The following is a 16,824-nucleotide window of genomic DNA, read 5'->3' as shown; positions in this document are numbered from 1 at the left end:
AGGCCTTCTTTGGGACTAGGCAACAGGAGGACACGGCTGATCGATCGGCACACGAATCAGGAGGTACGGGGGCACGCGAAGGTCTTTGCCGCCGTTGAATCCCGGGAGCCGGTCCCACTGGCCCAACGTGCAATAGACGTGGGTGGCCGTGGCGAAAATGCCGTCCGGCCATACGATGCGGGGATCTCGCGCGACCACGTCGAGGCGTCCGTCCGGATAACGACGCAGGATGGCATCGTGTTCGCCGGCGGTGAGATAGATACGATCCTGCATATCGGTCGCGAGGCCGTCGGTCATCACCTTCTCACCGTGGTCCACCACGCCGGCTGCAAGGGCCGCATCGGTGGCACCGAAATCGGCCAGCAGGTCGGTCGCGATGCTGTACAGCCTGCGGCTCGTCAACGGCGAGTAGTAGAGTCGCGAACTGTCCGCACTGAGCGTGACGCTGTCCGCGCCCCCCACCGGGAAACCGGGATGCGCCGGGTCGTAACGCAGAGGCCGCCCTTCGAGCACGGCTACGAATCCCTGTTCCGGTTGCGTCGACGGGTGATTGGTCAGCACGCGGCGTTGGCGTTCGGTCGCGATGTCAACCACGACCAGTGCGCCCGATGTGCCGAACGAGGAATCGGCGATGTAGGCGACGCCCTGCGGGCCGTGGGTCAAATCGATGCGCAAGTCGTTCATGTGGCTGTCGGGGCGCATCGCCGGCGGTTTCAGCACGATGCTCGCGATCAACCGATCCGAGTGTGGGTCGACGCCGATCACTTTGGCCGCCCCCGGCGCAATCGGTTGTCCGGCGAGCTTGCCGTCGTCGATCGCCCATAGCCGGCCGCGACTGTCCGTGGTCATGCCGTGAATCGAGATCAGGCGCTGTTCGGGCGGCTTGTCCGAGGGCAGGCTGAGGGCAGCGTTGGGATAGGGAACCAGCACATTGCCCTTCAATTCCGCCAGCGTCGCCTCGCGATGGTTATCAGCGTGCCGGGGGAAACCCACGAACACCCGCCCCTCGGGCGTTACAGCGATGCCGGATGGACCCGGACCAGGAAACGCGGCGACGATCTCGAACGAACCATCCGGTGCTGTGTCGCCGGAGACAGTCCCAGCGAAAGCGGTCGCGTCCAACACCGGTACGAGCGCTGTGCCAGCTGCGGCGGCGATGAAAGTGCGGCGCTTCAATGGAAATCCTGCCTGTATTTATCCACTGCCGCCTGCGCGCACGCTTCGTCCTTGTCGCCCCCCGGGGCACCAGACACGCCGATACCGCCAATCACGGTGCGATCAGCCGTACGTAGGGTCACGCCGCCGGGGATGAAGATCACTTCTGGTTCCGTTGCCAGCACGCCGCCGTCGAGCGGGCCGGCTACCTTCGCCGCGATCAGCTCACTGGTGGAGTCCTTGTTGAAAGCCAGGCCATAGGCATAAGCCGTATAGGCCTTGCGATAGGACACGGAAAGCGATTGCAGCGGCACCGAATCGCCCTTGATGACCGCTTGCTGGTGGCCCGAAGGATCGAGACGGTCGCCGTAACCGAATAGCCACGGCTGGCGCACACCCGTACTGCTTCGCTGGCGAGCACCTCGGCTGTTTGCCAGCGAAGCTTTTGCGTCGTGACCAGGTTGGTGCCCGCCGCGTGTGCAGCAGGGCCCGCAGCCGCGAGCAGGACCGCGGCCGAAGCGGCAGTGGAATAGAGCTTTCTGAGATGACTCATGTCAGCGCACTCACAAGATATGGAAAGCAGGAAGAGGGCATGCCGCAATGCTGCATCGCAATAATCTTCCACTCGCTTTGCATATCGATAAATGGTGTAATTCCGGAAAGAGCTTCCGGAAAGTCCATTAAATCGATGCATGCTGTCACTGAAATGGAGATCTTCGTCGAAGTGGTGCGGCAAGGCGGTTTCTCTGCAGCAGCGCGTAGCCTCAGCCTGGCATCCTCCGTCGTAGCCGATCGTGTGGCCGGTCTGGAAAAGCGTCTCGGGGTGCCGCTGCTGCTAAGGACCACGCGCCGCCAATCGTTGACCGAGGCGGGCGAAGATTACTTTCAGGAGGCCAGCCGCATCATCAACGACGTGAGGACGCTGGAAAGCCGAATTGTCGAGAGCGCGACTGCCGTGCGAGGCACACTTCACGTCACGGCACCGAACCCGCTAGGACTCCGCTGGATTGCTCCGTTCGTCGGACGGTTTGCGGCGAGCTATCCCGATATGGCGACCCAGCTGACGCTGGATGACCACTTTGCTGACATCGTCGCGCAAGGCATCGACATCGCGATCCGGGGCGGCCCCGCCATCGACGCGAACCTGATCGGGCATCACCTGTTCGACACCCGGCGCGTGGTCGTTGCGAGTCCGGCGTACCTGGATGACCACGGCACGCCCCGCCACCCTGACGAACTTGCAGCGCATCGTTGCCTGGTGTTCAACACGCAATCCCATCTTCATGCGGAGTGGCGTTTTGGACGGGGTCCAGCAGCCAGGAAGCTACGAGTGACGGGCTCACTTGCATCGACCAATTCCGCGTTGCCGGTTGCCTGGGCGGTCGCTGGTCTGGGGCTTGTCCAGAAATCCTGGTGGGAAGTTTCGGAACATCTCGCGGCGAGGCGACTGGTGACGGTGCTCGACGCCTTCGAGCCCGAACCTGCAAGCTTCTATGCCATCCATCCCGTCAGTCGCAACAAGTCCCGCAAGGTTGCGCTGTTCGTTGAGGGCCTTGTGTCACTGTTTGCCGACATGGATGGCGGAGTGAGGCTCCCACGAAGGACTTGAAACTGCGCTCTGGAGCTCGCGCACTCCACGCTAACCAGCCGACCTCACGACCGGTCTGGTTGACTTGGCGAGTTGCCTGAAGCCACTGCGACACAGATCTTTGGCGCATGGCTGGCAAATTTACGACTCAGGCATCCGCCATGCTTTTCACTAGCTGAAAGCGGCATTGTTTTGCGCTGCCATCATAGGCGCCCTGCACGGTCTAATCGATTAGATAAGAGAAAGAAATAGCGCCATGGCTACGCAGGCCTTTCGATAGATCGACAGGAGGTGATTTTCGATAGTGCGTGCGCTTATCTGAAGTTCGCTCGACCCCGACCTGGTCGACACCCCCTTCTTCAACAGCAGGGGCACTTCCAGTTCGCATACAGTCGACGCATCATCCAAGCAGCGATCTCCGGCGAGCTCGCCGCATCGGGTTACACGAACGGTAGCCTTGCATCGCGGATTCAAGGCGCACGCATCTGCATTCCGCGCGCGCACTGCTTCGGATGTACTTAGCCTGTACCAGGCTTGGATGTTGGCGTCGAGGGGCTGGGGGTGCGCAACACGCGCAGATCATGTGTGCGTCGACAAGGAGTCGGTTTCGCAACGGCGTCGCGGGCGAATCGGGCGAGATCAGGACGCCCGAACAGGTGCTCGACGCGCGCACGTATCTGGGAACCCCTGCCAGGCAAATCATCAGCCGAACGGTCCCGGGATTGCATATCGGTTTGTTCAGGGGCTCGCGCACGCTTGCCGGCGCATGCTCGCAGCCACGGAAATGCTTCCTGGAGGACGCCCGCCCGTCGAACAGCCCGGGAACGATGTGCCGTCATCCAGGCCATTCAGTGCCACCACTTCAGCGAGTTTTTGCCGCAACGGCGAGCTTGTCCGCGGCTTGCTGCGCGCTTTCGTTGTCGTCGTTCCAGAAGTTGCCGATCACGTCGTAAAAGGCACCTTCCACCGCCGGCGTATCGACCATGTCATGCGCCCACGACGGCACCAGCGTTCCCTTCGCCTGCGCGCTGGTGAAATCGGCAGCGGAACGCTGCGCACAGGTGTCGAACTTCGACAGATCCATGCCTTGCCGCACGGGAATCGAGCCCTTGTTGAGGTTGAATATCTCCTGGAACTTCGGGCTAAGAAGCAGGCTCGCGAGATCCTTCTGCCCCTTCTCGACATCCGCGCTCCTGACCTTGAAGAACGCGAAGCTGTCGACGTTGAACGTATAGGCGTTTTGCGAACCGGGAGCTGGTACGCACAGATAGTCCTTGCCCGGCACCTTCCCGGCTACGCTGAACTCGCCCTTGGCCCAGTCCCCCATGAACTGCATCGCCGCCTTACCGGAGATCACCATGCCGGTCGCCAGATTCCAGTCGCGCCCCGTCTGAGCCTTGTCGGTATAGGCCTTGATTTTCTTGAACGTTTCGAGCGCCTTGACCATGGTCGGCCCCCTGAGGGTCGACTGATCGAGTTGCACGAACGCCTTCTCGTAAAAGGCCGCACCGCCCACACCGAGCGCCACGGTCTCGAAGGTTTCGGCGTCCTGCCATTGCTGGCCACCGATCGCGACCGGCGTGATGCCCGCTTTCTGCAGTGCTTCGGCAGTCCGGAAGAACTCGTCCCACGTGGCGGGCGGCTGCGCGTTCACCTTCTTCAGCGCGTCCGCATTGATCCATAGCCTGTTGACACGATGCACGTTGACCGGCGCCGCTACATATTGTCCCTTGTACTTCATGATGCCCGAAATCTGCGGCGGAATCAGCTTGTCCCAGCCTTCGCGCTTCGCCACGTCGTTGATCGACACGAGCACGCCTTCGTCTCCCCACTCCTGAATGGCGGGCCCCTTGATCTGGGCTGCAGCGGGCGGATTGCCTGCGATCACGCGCGTCTTGAGCGCGGTCATCGCGTTTCCTCCGCCACCGCCGGCAACGGCGAAATCCTTCCAGGTATCGCCTTTTTCATCAAGCATCTGCTTGAGGACCTGGGCCGATTTTGCTTCGCCACCGGACGTCCAGTAGTGCAACACCTCGACCTCCGCGGAGCGCGCCGCCCCGCAGGCAAGGACCGCCGCGACGCCGAGCGCGTAGACCGTGAGCTTTGCGGTCCGGCCGGCCGGTTTGGGCAGGTTGCCTCGTTGGGTTCGCATCTGGCTTGTCTCCTTGCATTGTCGTGTTTTTCATGTTGCCCCACGCGGATGTTAGCGATAACAGACAACGGCGCCCTATCGGGATGAACCCTGCCCCAATCCCGCGCTTTCCTGGGCTTTCCATCCGGCACAGGCGAGGTGATACTCGCGTGATGAAAGACAAACCGACTCGCGCGGCAAGACAGCCCCGAACCCATCCGAGCCCAGGCAACGCCACGACCGCGACACCTCATGAACCCACGCGCCGCAGGCTAAGCGGACGCGCGACGATCGCCGACGTCGCGGATCTCGCACAAGTCAGCACAATGACAGTATCGCGTGCCCTGAAGGATCCGGCGCAGTTGTCGCCCGAAGCGCGTGCCCGTGTGGAAGCGGCCGTCACTGAACTCGGCTATGTCCCCAACCATGCGGCACGCACGCTCGCCACGTCGCGCTCACACGTCGTGGCCGTGCTGGTACCATCCTTGTCGAATACGGTTTTTGTCGATACGCTCGCCGGCATCCAGGATTGCCTGGGGCCGGCTGGTTATCAGATTTTAATTGGCAATACTGGTTATTCTTCCGGGAAGCAGGCGGAACTTGTCTCGACCTATCTCTCGCACGCACCCGACGGCTTTCTCGTCACCGGCATCGACGGCTCTGAAGCCATCCGCCAACGCCTGGCTGCGGCACGTGTGCCCGTGGTTCATATGTACGATCTGAGCCGCACTCCCGGCGAATGGTCGGTGGGTTTTTCGCAGCAGCGCGCGGGCTTCACCCTCACGAAGTATCTGCTCGAACGCGGCTACCAGTGTCCGGGATTCGTCGCGGCGCAGCTGGACCCGCGCACCATGCAGCGTCGTGCCGGCTTTCGCCGCGCGCTGCGCGAGGCGGGTCTCGACCCCGATGTCGAGATACTGACTGACGAACCGTCGAGTGTCGGGCTCGGCTCGAAGCTGCTCGCGCAGATGCTGTCGCATGCTCCCGCATGCGACGCAATTTTCTGCTGCAACGACGATCTCGCGCTCGGCGCACTCTTCGAGTGCCAGCGGCGCGGCATTTCTGTACCGGGCCGGATTGCGATCGCGGGATTCAACGATCTGCCGCCTTCCGCATGGTCGACCCCGTCGCTGACGACCGTCACGACGCCACGCTACCAGATCGGCTTCGAGGCCGCGCGACTGTTGTTGCAGATACTGGACGGACACCCTCCCGAGAGGAGTTGCATCGATCTGCGGTTCACGCTCACGCCGCGGGAAAGTGCCTAGGAAAACGGATGTGTCTATGGATTGCCTTTGAAGCCCGTCAAGAAGACGAAGCGCGTGCATCTCGCCTCTGACTGCGGGGGGCGGTCGCGCTGCCGTTATACATCGCGCCCGGGCACGTACGCGAAATTCGTGCCGCTGGCTGAATTCATGGCGTTGCCGGTTGAGATTCGATGCGTCGAGTGCTCGCGCAAAGCCGTTGCTATATCGACGCCGGCAGCGGATACGGGCTTTCGCGGTGGCTATTTCTGCGCGGTTGCCGCGCTGCTGCGCCAGGAGGACGGTGCAACTGGGGCGGTTCGCAGCTTGCTCAGACAGGGCGGAACCCCAGAGGGTATCGAAGTATATGCCCTTGCCCTGATTCGCGAACACGGTCTTATGTGAGAATTCGGAAGAGCGAAATGACCATTATCTTTGTGATTTGTTTGCTCGTTGCGTTTGTCTTAATCGCACGAAGGTCTCCCGCTTTCATGACTTGGGCTGGAAAGAACCAACTTGCGGCAGGCGCTATTGGCTTGCTCGTGTTCGGCGGTGCGCTTCTAACACTGAAACACGTCTCAACGGCAGACGGTCTCCAGCAGAGTTACGTGTCCAAGAGCGTGACACAGGGTTCCGCAGCGCCTGCTGAGACTCATACGACGATGCATGACGCTTTGCCGTTTCATGTGTTCTCGCAGGGCCATGACTGATCTAGTTGGCCATCGGGCGGGCCCCCGGGGGATGAAAGCGGTTTAAGGTGGCCAAAGCGTAGTATGGAAACGCGGCGGTGATCGAGTTCGGTTCTTGCCTGGTGCCCCGAGCCCGTAGCCTGATTGGACCCGCAGTCCTGCGTGCACCCCGAATTTTGACCACGGGCGAGGTCTTCCCCGAATCGAGAACGAGGACTCCTGCCACCTATCGTCCGGCAGGAGTTTCCACGGACATCCTCCATCCCCACCGTGCAGGACTGGACGTCAACAAGGACACGATTGTGGCCACCATGCGGTGCGTCTCGACACCTGAGCTTGGACGAACCCCGGAATCTGTACGCGCGTAGTACGCGATCGCGACTGCGATCGCCTCACCTGTCGACGGGTTCCGGGATATGGTCTGCATTCTTCCGGCAACAAACGAACTCACCCCTGCCCCATGTCTCAGCTACGCTTCACAACAGGGCACCGTGTAGCCATCGAAGATTGGGAAAACTGTGACGAAGCGCCTCACCCAGCTGTTTCCGCAAGCTTGTCGAGACCCGCAATCGCTCCTTCGTTCGCAAGTAGCGCACGCTTGCGAACGTAGCGCATGATGCTCGTCGCGCCATACCGTGAGCCACCCATCCCCGATTGCTTGAACGCGGTCTTCTCGCCGTCGAACATCATCACGCGCGGCAGCTCGGTATCGTTAATGCTGACGCCGCCCGCCTCCATCTTCGTCGCGAAATCTCCGGCGGTATGCGTGTCGGGGCCGAACACCGCGCCGCTTAGTCCGTAGATCGAATCGTTCATCAACTGCTCGGCCTGCGCATCGCAGGAAAAGCGCATGACGGGTACGATCGGTCCGAACGTCTCTTCCGTCATCAGCTTCATGCTGTGATCGACGTTCGCGACAATGGTCGGATCGATCCACACGGCGCCATCCACCGTTTCGCTCTTGCCGCCGAGCTTGATCGACGCCCCCTTGTCGAGCGCATCCTGCAGTTGCGCGTCGATGATGGATGCCTGCCGCTCGAAGATCATCGGACCATAGTGGCCGCCGTCGCCCATCACCAGGCTACGCCGCAAATTCCCGGCCTGTGTGCAGAGTTCGTCGACGAGCGCGTCGTATAGCGATTCGTCCGCATAGACACGCTCGATCGCGTAGCAGACCTGCCCGGAGTTGTAGAGTGCACTGCGCAGGATGGCGGTGGCCGCGCGCTTCACGTCGGCTCCTGCGAGCACCACAGCAGCGTCCTTGCCGCCGAGCTCGAGGAAAGCGGGGATAAACGCCTGCGCCGCCACGCTCGCGATCTTTTTCCCGGTTGGAACGCTGCCGGTGAACACCACCGCATCCGACTGTGCGACAAGTGCTGCCCCGGTTTCCGCCCCGCCGCTCACGAGTGTGAGCACGCCGCGCAGCGCGGGCACGGCTTCGATCGAGCGGCGCAGCGGCTCGATGAAGCGCGGCGTGATTTCGCTCGGCTTGATCACTACGGACGCGCCCGCCACCAGCGCTGGAATCGCATCGATGAATGACAGCACCAGCGGAAAATTCCACGGGCTGATCACACCAACGACGGGGTAAGCGGGATAGGTAACCTTGAACACGATATCCGGATGCGCGTCGAGCTTGCGAAACGGCGTCGCGAGTACGTTCGGCGCATGCTCGCAGAAACCATGGATAAAGTGGATTACAGCCCCCAGTTCTTCGGCAGAGATGCGATGGCGCGCAGTGTCAATCGACAGTGCGGTAACGATGTCGTTGCCATGCGCCTCAAGCTGCGCGGCCCATTCCAGCAGTGCCGCGATGCGGTGCGGCAACCCGCCGGCCTCCCACGCGCGCTGCGCTGCGCGCGCGACGGCGACCGCCGCGCCAATCTCCGCGGCATCCATGCTCCTGATTTCGTAGTCGAACTCGCCGGTGCGAGGATTGCGTACTGCAATAGAGGTCATCGTAGTTTCCTTCCTTTGCATATGTGTCGGCCGCCCACGCGCCCGCCACGTGACGTTGTGCGATGTCGGTTCATGCTAACAACGGGAAAAAGGAGGGAATACGCGCGCTACGGCAATACAGCCGATTTCCTATATCAAAGTGCGTAACGCAAATAGCAAAAGCGTGATGGCTTCATGTCTGATCCGACGGCGCAGACTTGGCAGCATCGATCGCAGATCGCTCGTCGGCATGCTGAACCACGCGGGATGGCCCCGATACGACGGGACTCGCCAGGCGGCGGGCGTCCTTTGGTGCGAAGCCAAAGTAGTCACGGAAAGCCGCGGTAAAGCTGGTCTGATGCTGATAGCCGACCGCCAATGCCACCTGTCCCACCGGCTGCCGTTCGCCTACCAGAAGCCGAAGCGCACGATCCATCCGGCAGCGATGACCATACTCGAAAATCGTCATCCCATAGAGGAACTTGAATCCACGCTTGAGCTTCGAAGCATTGGTCCCTACCGCGCGCGCCAGTTCGGGAATCGTGGGCGCAAGACGCAGGTCGCCGACGATCATCTCCCGCGCCTGCTCAATCAGCCGCAGGTCGCGCGCTGATAGCGTCTCGCCGGGGTTGTCGGCGCGCGCGTGCGCGAGCCACATCTCGATGCATGCGCACAGTATCTCCGTACACTTGCCTTCCAGATAGAGCATCTGACGCGCACCGCGATAGCGGGAATCCAGCAGTTGCTCGACGATGTTCAGGGCGTCTACGCTAAACGGCATCTGCCGGTTGTAAATCTGGTCAAATCCGACCCCTGCGAGCTCGCCGCGAATGCGGTCAGCCTCGTTGCCAACCGCACCCAGCAACCGGTCGAAATAACGCTGCGTCACGTAGAGTCCGACCGATTGCCATGGGCCTGGCCCACAGGTGACCGTGTAGCGCACGTCTGCACCCTGCCGGCATACGAGCAGGTTGGGGGCATTCACCTGCAGCGTACCGGTATCAGAAAAATCGACGCTTGCCGGGCCGGATAGTGAAAAGTGAAATTCCACGAACGACTCCGGCAAAACACTCTCGGAGCGGCTGTGCGCGTAGTTGCAGTCGGAAATCACCAGAAAGATCTCGTCGCGAATGCTGGCCATACGCCACACGCCCTCTTCCGCGTCGCCCGGAACCGGCACCGAGGCCCCATATAGTCCGAACTCGGGCACGCTGACGCAGTCGAGCCGGGTACGCAGATTGTCAAATGCCTCCGTGAGGCGTGACTCGGGTCCGGCGAGCGTGGTGCGGAACAGACCGGATAGCGAAGTCGGCATATTGGGTTCCGGAAAGAGGCAAACATCCAGCATGCATTATCCGCTCCCCCGGACGGCACGCAACGTGCAGCCGGCAGCGGACTCACATGAAAAAACCGCTTTTCCTAATTCACCGCCCCAATCGACAAAGTCTCGCCACATCGGCACGGGTATAACGCAAGCATCGCTCGCCGGCTTGGCACGGCGCGGCACCCAAATTCCGCCCTTTTTCATTGGACATCGTGAGACGATGAGACACTATCTTTCCCGCCTGCGCTCGCGTGGCGAACTGCTGACCGTCAAGCGCGAGGTCGATCCGCGCTACGAGATTGCTGCGGTCGCGCGGCGGCTGCAGGACGAAACGACAAAGCCGGTGCTCTTCACAAACGTGCGTGGCAGCTCTCTGCCCGTGTTGATGAATCTGTACACAGACCACGAGCGACTGCGTGAGATCATCCGTTGTGAGGCCGACGAAACGTTCTGCGCACGGCTCGATCGCGAAATCTCTCTCGCTGCGACGCTCGAGACGCCGACCGAGCGCGTCGCGGCGCCTACCGACTGGGTCACGGGCAAGCTCTCCGACCTGCCGATCCCCACTTATCACGCGCGGGATGGCGCGCCGTACATTACAGCCGGCGTGTTTCTCGCGAAGGACCCCGCCAGCGGGCGTGCGAATCTCTCGTTCCATCGCTCGATGGTCATTTCAGACGACGAACTGCGCATCCGGCTCGGCAGTACACACGATCTCGCGCGCTTCCAGCAGCAGGCCGAAGCGCGTAACGAACCACTCGAAGCAGCCATCCTGATCGGCGCCGACCCGGAAATATTCATGAGCGCATGCGTGTCGCTGCCGCCCGACGGCAACGAGCTTGCGCTTGCGGCGGCCATGCGCGGCGGCCCGATCGCGATGCGCCCGGCGCGCACGATCGATCTGGACGTGCCAGTCTCAGCAGAGATTGTGATCGAAGGGCGCATTTTGCCCAATATGCGCCGGCCCGAAGGTCCATTCGGCGAATTCATGGGCTACTACGTCGAAGTGGGCGACAACCATGTGTTCGAAATCACCCACGTCGGCTGGCGCGAGGGCGCAGTCTTTCAAGGCCTGATCTGCGGATCGCACGAGGATCTTCGCCCGCTCGAGGCCGCCACCGCCGCGCGTATCTACAAGGCCATTTCGAGCCAGGTGCGTGGTGTACTCGACGTGAGCTGCCGCCCCACCGTCATGAATACAGTCATCAAGCTCGACAAGCAATACGAAGGCCACGCGCAGCACGCGCTGCTGGCCGCGCTCGGCTCGCACCTCGACTACAACAAGCTCGTCATTGTCGTGGACAAGGACGTTGACATCTACAACATGGAAGACGTGATCTGGGCGTTTCTCACGCGCGGACGCGCCGATACGCGCACGATGGTAATCCATGACGTGCCGGGCTTCTATCGCGATGCGCACAAGGACCATTGGGGCCGTCTCGCGATCGACGCCACACGTCCGTGGGGCCGCGAAGCGGAGTTCGAACGCAAGACCATTCCCGGAGCCGGGCAGATCGTGCTCGACGACTACCTGCCGCATTTCTCCGCGCGGGCGGCGACATGACCGGCATCGTGCAAAAAAAGCGCGTCGTGGTCGCGATTACGGGCGCGACGGGCGCCGTGTACGGCGTGCGGCTGCTTGAGATGCTGCGCCACTGCACAGTGACGACGCATCTCATCGTGTCGCGCGCGGGCTGGATGACGCTACTCGACGAAACCGGACTTGAACGCAACGCGCTGCGCGATGCGGCGAGCGTCTATTACGACCAGAACGAAGTGGGCGCGAGCATCGCCAGCGGCTCGTTCCAGCACGACGGCATGGTAATCGCACCATGCTCCATGAAAACGCTCGCGGCCGTGGCGCACGGCTTCGACGACAACCTCATTTCCCGCGCCGCGAGCGTCACGTTAAAAGAGAACCGCAGGCTCGTGCTGCTCGCGCGCGAAACTCCGCTCACGCTCGCGCATCTGCGCAACATGACACTCGCGGCCGAAATGGGCGCGACGGTGATGCCGCCGTTGCCCGCGTTCTACGCGAAGCCCGATAGTCTTGACGCGATGGTCGACTATACGGTCATGCGCGTACTCGACCAGTTGCACGTCGAGCCTCCGGCGGCCATGCGGCGCTGGCAGGGGTTGGGCGCAGCGTATTAGCCGCTCTTGCCGTCCGCCCGGGACGGCAGGCCGGCACCCCATCGCGTTGCCAGCCAACGCCAAAAAGCCCGGCGTTGCGGCTTCTGCGCAACGTCGGGCTTTCCCGGTCAGGCACAACCAGACTGCGTGTATCGTCAGCCCGCCTGCATCTTCGCTGTGGCAGCCTTCCGGCGGTTTGCACCGCGCTTCTTGCGCTGCGCCATCGTCAGCAGCGTGCCGAGAACGAATAGCGATGTAACGAGCTTCAGGTCCGAAGGCTGGAAGCCGATCACGAGTACGACCGAGATCATCTGGAAGTAGACGATCGATCCCAGGACAGGCGCAAGCACCTGACGCAGCATCGAGCGGTTGCCGACGATCGCCTCGCCGAGCAGCAGCGCTGCGAGGCCGTTGACCAGTACGCCGAAGCCCATATTCACGTCGGCAAAGCCCTGGTTCTGGGCGAGCAGCGCGCCACCAAGCGCCGCGAACAGATTCGCGAGACCGAGACCGACCAGCGTATAGACCTTCACGTTGATGCCCTGCGCCTTGGCCATGGACGGACTCGAGCCGATCGCGCGCATCGCCATGCCGTGCTGCGTGCCGAGGAACCAGAGTACGCCCGCACCGATTACGGTATCCGTCGCGCCAAGCATGAGGATGCGAGACAGGTAGCCGCCACCTGCGGCCGGCAGCCATGAGAATACGCTCGCATACGCGAACAGCGCCGAATTCGGCTGCCCCATCACGCGGATGTTCACCGAGTACAGCATGGAGAGTACGAGAATGCCGCACAGCAACGTATTGATCTTCGCCTTCTCGTGAATATAGGCGGTGAGCAGCCCGGCCGCGAATCCCGCGAGCGTGCCGCCGAGCAGACCAATCACGGGATTGAAGCCCATCATCAGCAGCTTCGCGCACACGCAGGCGCCGAACGGGAACGAGCCCTCCGCCGTCATGTCCGCAAAGTTGATAATCCGGAACGGGATCATGATCGCGAGCGCGATCAGCGCGTAGGTCAAGCCCTGCATCATCCCGACCGGGAAAAGTCCGATAAATCCATTGATCAGATTCATGCGTTCACCGTTTGCGCCATCGGCGGCTCATCGTTGAAGGTCGCCATCAGGCGTTCCATCGTCATCGCGCGCTTTGCCTCCCCGGTCAGATCGCCGACGATCCGACCGTCGCGCATCATGATCAGGCGATTGCCGTAGTCAATCGCGTGATGCATGTTGTGCGTGACCATCAGCGTTGTCAGCTGCGCTTCGCGCACGACCTGCTCCGTCACCCGCATCACGATCTCCGCCGTACGCGGGTCGAGGGCGGCGGTGTGCTCGTCCAGCAGAAGCAGCATTGGCCGTTGCAGGACCGCCATCAGCAGCGAGAGCGCCTGCCGCTGGCCACCGGACAGCAGTGACGCCTGCGCCTTCATGCGCTTCTCAAGGCCAAGTCCGAACGACGCAATCCGCTCCCGGAACGCCTCCGCTTGCGCATGCGTGAGCCCACGGCCGAAACCACGCGCCAGTCCACGCTGGTTCGCGACAGCGAGATTCTCCTCCAGGCTCAACGCGGCTGCGGTACCAATCGACGGGTCCTGAAACACCCGCGAGATGTACTTCGCCCGCCGGTGCGTCGGCAACGTGGTAATGACACGGCCGTCGATCGAAATCACACCCGTATCGGAGATAACTTCGCCTGCGAGCATATTCAGGAAGGTCGATTTGCCAGCGCCGTTGCCCCCGACTACCACCGCGAAATCTCCGGGCAGTAGCTTGAGCGACACATCCGTCAACGCAACCCGCTCGTCGACCGTGCCGGCATGGAACGTCTTGCTGACCCGCTCGACAGACAGGAGCGAGGTGTCCTTTTCACGCATCATTGTCACCCGGGCGGAGCGTCGCCCCTTCAATTGATCAGGCATCCGCAGCCCTCGAACGATTTTGGAATGGTCAGGCCAAGCTTGGCGAACTGGCCACGGCTGATCGACGTGACATAGTCCGATTTTGCAGGCTTCATCACCGGCAGCGTCGATGTCGGTTCCCCCTTCAGCGCACGCACCGCGACGCGTGCCGCGTTTGCGCCGACCGATTCGAACGAAACGGCGTATGACGCGTCCGCCATGTCCTTCTTGATCAATTCCGTCTCCGAACTGATGACGGGTACTTTCATCCGCTGCATCGCTGCTGCCACTGCCGGAATCGCTGACTGCACGAGATTCGATCCGGTAATGTAGATAAAGCCGATGCCGTTCAGCAGCTGGGCGCGCTGCGTGATGTCGTTGACACTGTCAACGCTGACTGGTCGAAACTCAAGACCTGCCCGCTTGGCTGCCTCCTGCAGGGCGCGCGTCGTGGCGACATCATCAGCTTCTCCGGGGTTATAAAGTACGCCGAATGATTTGACGCCGGGCAGCAGCTTCTTCGCGAAGACCAACACTGCGTCGAAGTCCTGCAGGTCGGATGCACCAGCAAAGCGATCGCTGCCGTGAGTCCAGCCTGGCGTAAGGCCAGCCGCGACTGGATCCGTAACCTCCGCGAAAACGAGCGGGATATGATGATCGGCCACCGCTGAGAGTGCGACCTCGGAAACCGAAGTTGTCAGCGTCAGGATCAGCGCCGGATCCTTTGAGAGAATCTGCGAAAACATCTGGGGCATCAGCGCCTGCGTAAAGTTTGCGTCGCTGTACACGTAGTTAACGTTTTTTCCCTCGACATAACCTTCACGCGCCATTTCGGCCTTGAAACCGACCATCGTCCTTGTGAGCGATGGATGCGGCCCCAGGTTCGCAATACCAATCGTCACGGGCTGGCTGCCCTGAGCACTCACCGGCGCCATCACGGTAAACAATCCGGCGACAGCCGCCACGCCGACCATGAGAATGTTCCTCAATGTGCGGCGCAACAAAAACTTCGGAAGAACGGAAACGGTCGATTTCTTCATTGCGTGTATCCCGTAACGATATTGGATAGGCGATTTGTAGCACCGACAGGCAACACGAATTTATTCGCCAGCCAGCTTTTGCCGTTTCGCTAAAACCTGGTTCGCTTTGCCTAACTTTGCGCGCGACCGGACACTACCTGTGACCGGGCCAGCACAATTCTGGCAGCCCGCTCACCGCTCGCACACGCGCCGGTGAGCAGCGCCTGCGATGTCCAGTCCCCGCAATACACGACAGGCCGCCCGGAGGCCTGCGCAGGCGCCTCCTGCCAACGCCAGAAGGCGCGCAGGCGCCCCCCGTACCCCGGGGCGAACAAAGGCAGCATCCGGGGTATCCACTGATTGACGACCGCGACCACCTGCCGGTCGAAGTCGGGAATGCGGGCACGTAACTCTTCGCGCAGCAACACGTCAAGTTCGCCGGTGCAGCCGCGCCTGATTGCTTCGTCCACTGCCTCTGGCGCCAGCTGGCAATACACCTGCGTGAGTGGGCGCCCTTGATCGGGCGCAGCCGGCGTCTGTTGAAACGTTGCGATACGGCTTCCGACATCGCGCGAAGCGAATTGCATCTGCGCTGGGAGGGACTTTGCGAATCCATAGTGGACAACACCAAGGGCGTTGTAGTGCACATTGGCCAGCATCTGGCGCTCTATAGCCTGTGGCGTGCGGATCAATTCCCGCGCGAGTGAGCCCTGGACCGCGCAGACCACGTGATCGGCAGTCAAGGCGTCGCCGTTCGCAAGCGTGACCCTGAGACGAAGCTCATCGCCATCGCGCTGGTGCTCGACGGAAGTCACCCGCGTTCCGGTCCGCACGTCCAGCAACCCGGCAAGTGTCCGGCATACCTGTCCCATACCACCTTTAAGGGTGTGGACCGTATCCTCGCCGATCAGATGCGGCACGGTGGTGCGGTAGAACAGGGTTGATAACGCATCAGGATTGAAGCTGCGCGTCGCGCGAAACACCGGTTCAACCAGGTATGACATCGCATTTGGACCGATCTCCCTGCGAATGTAATCGGCGAGGTTCAGCCGGTCGGCCTCCGGGTCGACATCAAGCGCACTGATCGCCCAGTCCGGATCAACGCGGTCGCGCTGCGAACGCATCCGTAACGCATGCCGCACCATCGCGACCCGCTCCCCTAGATGCAACCCCGGCGTCGCCAGCGAGCGTACAGTCGGCATCAACTCGATCAGATGGTCCCCTTTCGTTGTCACACAGCGCGCGCTCAGACGGCGTAGTGGAACGAGCGCATCGCCAAGTGCGAGGTCGGCGACCAGACGATTGAACGCACCGCCGAACGGGTAGACGAGGCGCGCGCCGCTGTTGAAAACGATATCGCCTTCGCGCCGGTCTCCCATGCGACCGCCAACCGTTTCCGCGGCCTCCAGTACCGTTACATGCATGCCCGCCTGCCCAAGCCGATAGGCAGCTGTGAGCCCCGCAATTCCCGAACCGATCACAATCACGCGGGGGCCATTGCCGTCCTGGCGCGCTGCCGCCGCCATCGCCGGTCGATCATCCAGAGATGTGTCCATCGAAAATCCGCTTGCGGTCATCTCAATTCCCAAAAGTCATTCCGATCTGATGCGGGCAGTCCATCGAACGCATGCATCACATGCAGGCACCGGGCTTTCACCTGTACCACTCGCGTCCGGGAGTACAAGTATCGACCTCGTTCATCG

General features: G+C 61.8%; 15 protein-coding genes and 1 pseudogene. 7 read left to right on the top strand and 9 right to left on the bottom strand.

The annotated features are described in order from the left end of the window. Positions 1–15: 15 nt before the first annotated feature. Both BPHYT_RS00430 and BPHYT_RS00425 read right to left on the bottom strand, forming a co-directional pair. Entirely contained in the window at positions 16–1,176 is a 1,161-nt protein-coding gene (locus BPHYT_RS00430) for an L-dopachrome tautomerase-related protein (RefSeq protein WP_012431195.1), read from the bottom strand. Then, positions 1,173–1,550 carry a GlcG/HbpS family heme-binding protein gene (locus BPHYT_RS00425; RefSeq protein ID WP_012431194.1) on the bottom strand — a complete coding sequence of 126 codons (378 nt, stop codon included), beginning with the start codon at positions 1,548–1,550 and terminating at the stop codon, positions 1,173–1,175. Before BPHYT_RS00425 ends, BPHYT_RS00430 begins: the two co-directional genes overlap by 4 nt. A gap of 149 nt (positions 1,551–1,699) precedes the next feature. On the opposite strand from BPHYT_RS00425, the gene BPHYT_RS00420 reads away from it, so the two are divergent. Together BPHYT_RS00420 and BPHYT_RS38955 are read left to right on the top strand one after the other, a co-directional pair. After that, positions 1,700–2,764 carry a LysR family transcriptional regulator gene (locus BPHYT_RS00420; protein ID WP_202945178.1) on the top strand — a complete coding sequence of 355 codons (1,065 nt, stop codon included), beginning with the start codon at positions 1,700–1,702 and terminating at the stop codon, positions 2,762–2,764. A 596-nt stretch (positions 2,765–3,360) separates the two neighbouring features. Continuing rightward, a pseudogene (locus BPHYT_RS38955) lies at positions 3,361–3,504 on the top strand (alpha/beta fold hydrolase); the annotation flags it as partial. Between the two features lie 101 nt (positions 3,505–3,605). On the opposite strand, the gene BPHYT_RS00415 reads toward BPHYT_RS38955, so the two are convergent. Further along, on the bottom strand, positions 3,606–4,895 hold the full coding sequence (locus tag BPHYT_RS00415; RefSeq protein WP_012431192.1) for an ABC transporter substrate-binding protein: 1,290 nt from the start codon (positions 4,893–4,895) through the stop codon (positions 3,606–3,608). Positions 4,896–5,047: 152 nt separating this feature from the next. Between BPHYT_RS00415 and gntR the strand changes: the two genes are divergently transcribed. The 3 genes from gntR to BPHYT_RS00400 are packed head-to-tail and all read left to right on the top strand — an operon-like array spanning position 5,048 to position 6,828. Beyond that, positions 5,048–6,142, top strand: coding sequence for an HTH-type transcriptional regulator GntR (gntR, locus tag BPHYT_RS00410; RefSeq protein ID WP_012431191.1), 1,095 nt, complete (start codon positions 5,048–5,050; stop codon positions 6,140–6,142). Between the two features lie 27 nt (positions 6,143–6,169). Beyond that, positions 6,170–6,523 (top strand): hypothetical protein, encoded by a 354-nt coding sequence (locus BPHYT_RS38950; RefSeq protein WP_041758163.1) that lies wholly within the window; start codon positions 6,170–6,172, stop codon positions 6,521–6,523. Positions 6,524–6,540: 17 nt separating this feature from the next. Then, positions 6,541–6,828 carry a hypothetical protein gene (locus BPHYT_RS00400; RefSeq protein ID WP_012431190.1) on the top strand — a complete coding sequence of 96 codons (288 nt, stop codon included), beginning with the start codon at positions 6,541–6,543 and terminating at the stop codon, positions 6,826–6,828. 510 nt (positions 6,829–7,338) lie between these two features. Here BPHYT_RS00400 and BPHYT_RS00395 read toward each other — a convergent pair. Together BPHYT_RS00395 and BPHYT_RS00390 are read right to left on the bottom strand one after the other, a co-directional pair. Then, positions 7,339–8,766: an aldehyde dehydrogenase family protein gene (locus tag BPHYT_RS00395; RefSeq protein ID WP_012431189.1), complete on the bottom strand. Its 1,428-nt coding sequence runs from the start codon at positions 8,764–8,766 to the stop codon at positions 7,339–7,341. A 172-nt stretch (positions 8,767–8,938) separates the two neighbouring features. Continuing rightward, a complete protein-coding gene (locus BPHYT_RS00390; RefSeq protein WP_012431188.1) occupies positions 8,939–10,093 on the bottom strand; it encodes an AraC family transcriptional regulator in 1,155 nt (384 codons plus the stop codon). A gap of 196 nt (positions 10,094–10,289) precedes the next feature. Here BPHYT_RS00390 and BPHYT_RS00385 point away from each other — a divergent pair, with 196 nt between their 5' ends. Beyond that, positions 10,290–11,633: a UbiD family decarboxylase gene (locus BPHYT_RS00385; protein WP_012431187.1), complete on the top strand. Its 1,344-nt coding sequence runs from the start codon at positions 10,290–10,292 to the stop codon at positions 11,631–11,633. Next, positions 11,630–12,223 carry a UbiX family flavin prenyltransferase gene (locus BPHYT_RS00380; RefSeq protein ID WP_012431186.1) on the top strand — a complete coding sequence of 198 codons (594 nt, stop codon included), beginning with the start codon at positions 11,630–11,632 and terminating at the stop codon, positions 12,221–12,223. Before BPHYT_RS00385 ends, BPHYT_RS00380 begins: the two co-directional genes overlap by 4 nt. 134 nt (positions 12,224–12,357) lie before the next feature. Here BPHYT_RS00380 and BPHYT_RS00375 read toward each other — a convergent pair whose 3' ends face one another. The 4 genes from BPHYT_RS00375 to BPHYT_RS00360 form a co-directional block, all read right to left on the bottom strand. Further along, complete coding sequence (locus BPHYT_RS00375) at positions 12,358–13,278, bottom strand: ABC transporter permease (protein WP_012431185.1); 921 nt, start codon at positions 13,276–13,278, stop codon at positions 12,358–12,360. Next, complete coding sequence (locus tag BPHYT_RS00370) at positions 13,275–14,078, bottom strand: ABC transporter ATP-binding protein (protein ID WP_106355324.1); 804 nt, start codon at positions 14,076–14,078, stop codon at positions 13,275–13,277. Before BPHYT_RS00370 ends, BPHYT_RS00375 begins: the two co-directional genes overlap by 4 nt. A gap of 29 nt (positions 14,079–14,107) precedes the next feature. Beyond that, on the bottom strand, positions 14,108–15,142 hold the full coding sequence (locus tag BPHYT_RS00365; RefSeq protein WP_021158350.1) for an ABC transporter substrate-binding protein: 1,035 nt from the start codon (positions 15,140–15,142) through the stop codon (positions 14,108–14,110). Between the two features lie 110 nt (positions 15,143–15,252). After that, a complete protein-coding gene (locus BPHYT_RS00360) occupies positions 15,253–16,677 on the bottom strand; it encodes a protoporphyrinogen/coproporphyrinogen oxidase (RefSeq protein ID WP_012431182.1) in 1,425 nt (474 codons plus the stop codon). Positions 16,678–16,824: the final 147 nt, after the last annotated feature.

Source organism: Paraburkholderia phytofirmans PsJN (assembly GCF_000020125.1).
GTDB lineage: Bacteria > Pseudomonadota > Gammaproteobacteria > Burkholderiales > Burkholderiaceae > Paraburkholderia > Paraburkholderia phytofirmans.
The sequence above is the reverse complement of the archived record's forward strand: the minus strand, read 5'-3'. Positions and strand labels throughout refer to the sequence as shown.

Bases quoted from the DNA above. Each gene is read 5' to 3' on its own strand.
- BPHYT_RS00400 (WP_012431190.1), top strand. From the start codon at position 6,541: ATGACCATTATCTTTGTGATTTGTTTGCTCGTTGCGTTTGTCTTAATC.
- BPHYT_RS00370 (WP_106355324.1), bottom strand. From the start codon at position 14,078: ATGCGTGAAAAGGACACCTCGCTCCTGTCTGTCGAGCGGGTCAGCAAG.
- BPHYT_RS00395 (WP_012431189.1), bottom strand. From the start codon at position 8,766: ATGACCTCTATTGCAGTACGCAATCCTCGCACCGGCGAGTTCGACTAC.
- BPHYT_RS00375 (WP_012431185.1), bottom strand. From the start codon at position 13,278: ATGAATCTGATCAATGGATTTATCGGACTTTTCCCGGTCGGGATGATG.
- BPHYT_RS00390 (WP_012431188.1), bottom strand. From the start codon at position 10,093: ATGCTGGATGTTTGCCTCTTTCCGGAACCCAATATGCCGACTTCGCTA.
- BPHYT_RS00415 (WP_012431192.1), bottom strand. From the start codon at position 4,895: ATGCGAACCCAACGAGGCAACCTGCCCAAACCGGCCGGCCGGACCGCA.
- BPHYT_RS00385 (WP_012431187.1), top strand. From the start codon at position 10,290: ATGAGACACTATCTTTCCCGCCTGCGCTCGCGTGGCGAACTGCTGACC.
- BPHYT_RS00365 (WP_021158350.1), bottom strand. From the start codon at position 15,142: ATGAAGAAATCGACCGTTTCCGTTCTTCCGAAGTTTTTGTTGCGCCGC.
- gntR (WP_012431191.1), top strand. From the start codon at position 5,048: ATGAAAGACAAACCGACTCGCGCGGCAAGACAGCCCCGAACCCATCCG.
- BPHYT_RS00380 (WP_012431186.1), top strand. From the start codon at position 11,630: ATGACCGGCATCGTGCAAAAAAAGCGCGTCGTGGTCGCGATTACGGGC.
- BPHYT_RS00360 (WP_012431182.1), bottom strand. From the start codon at position 16,677: ATGGACACATCTCTGGATGATCGACCGGCGATGGCGGCGGCAGCGCGC.
- BPHYT_RS00420 (WP_202945178.1), top strand. From the start codon at position 1,700: ATGACTCATGTCAGCGCACTCACAAGATATGGAAAGCAGGAAGAGGGC.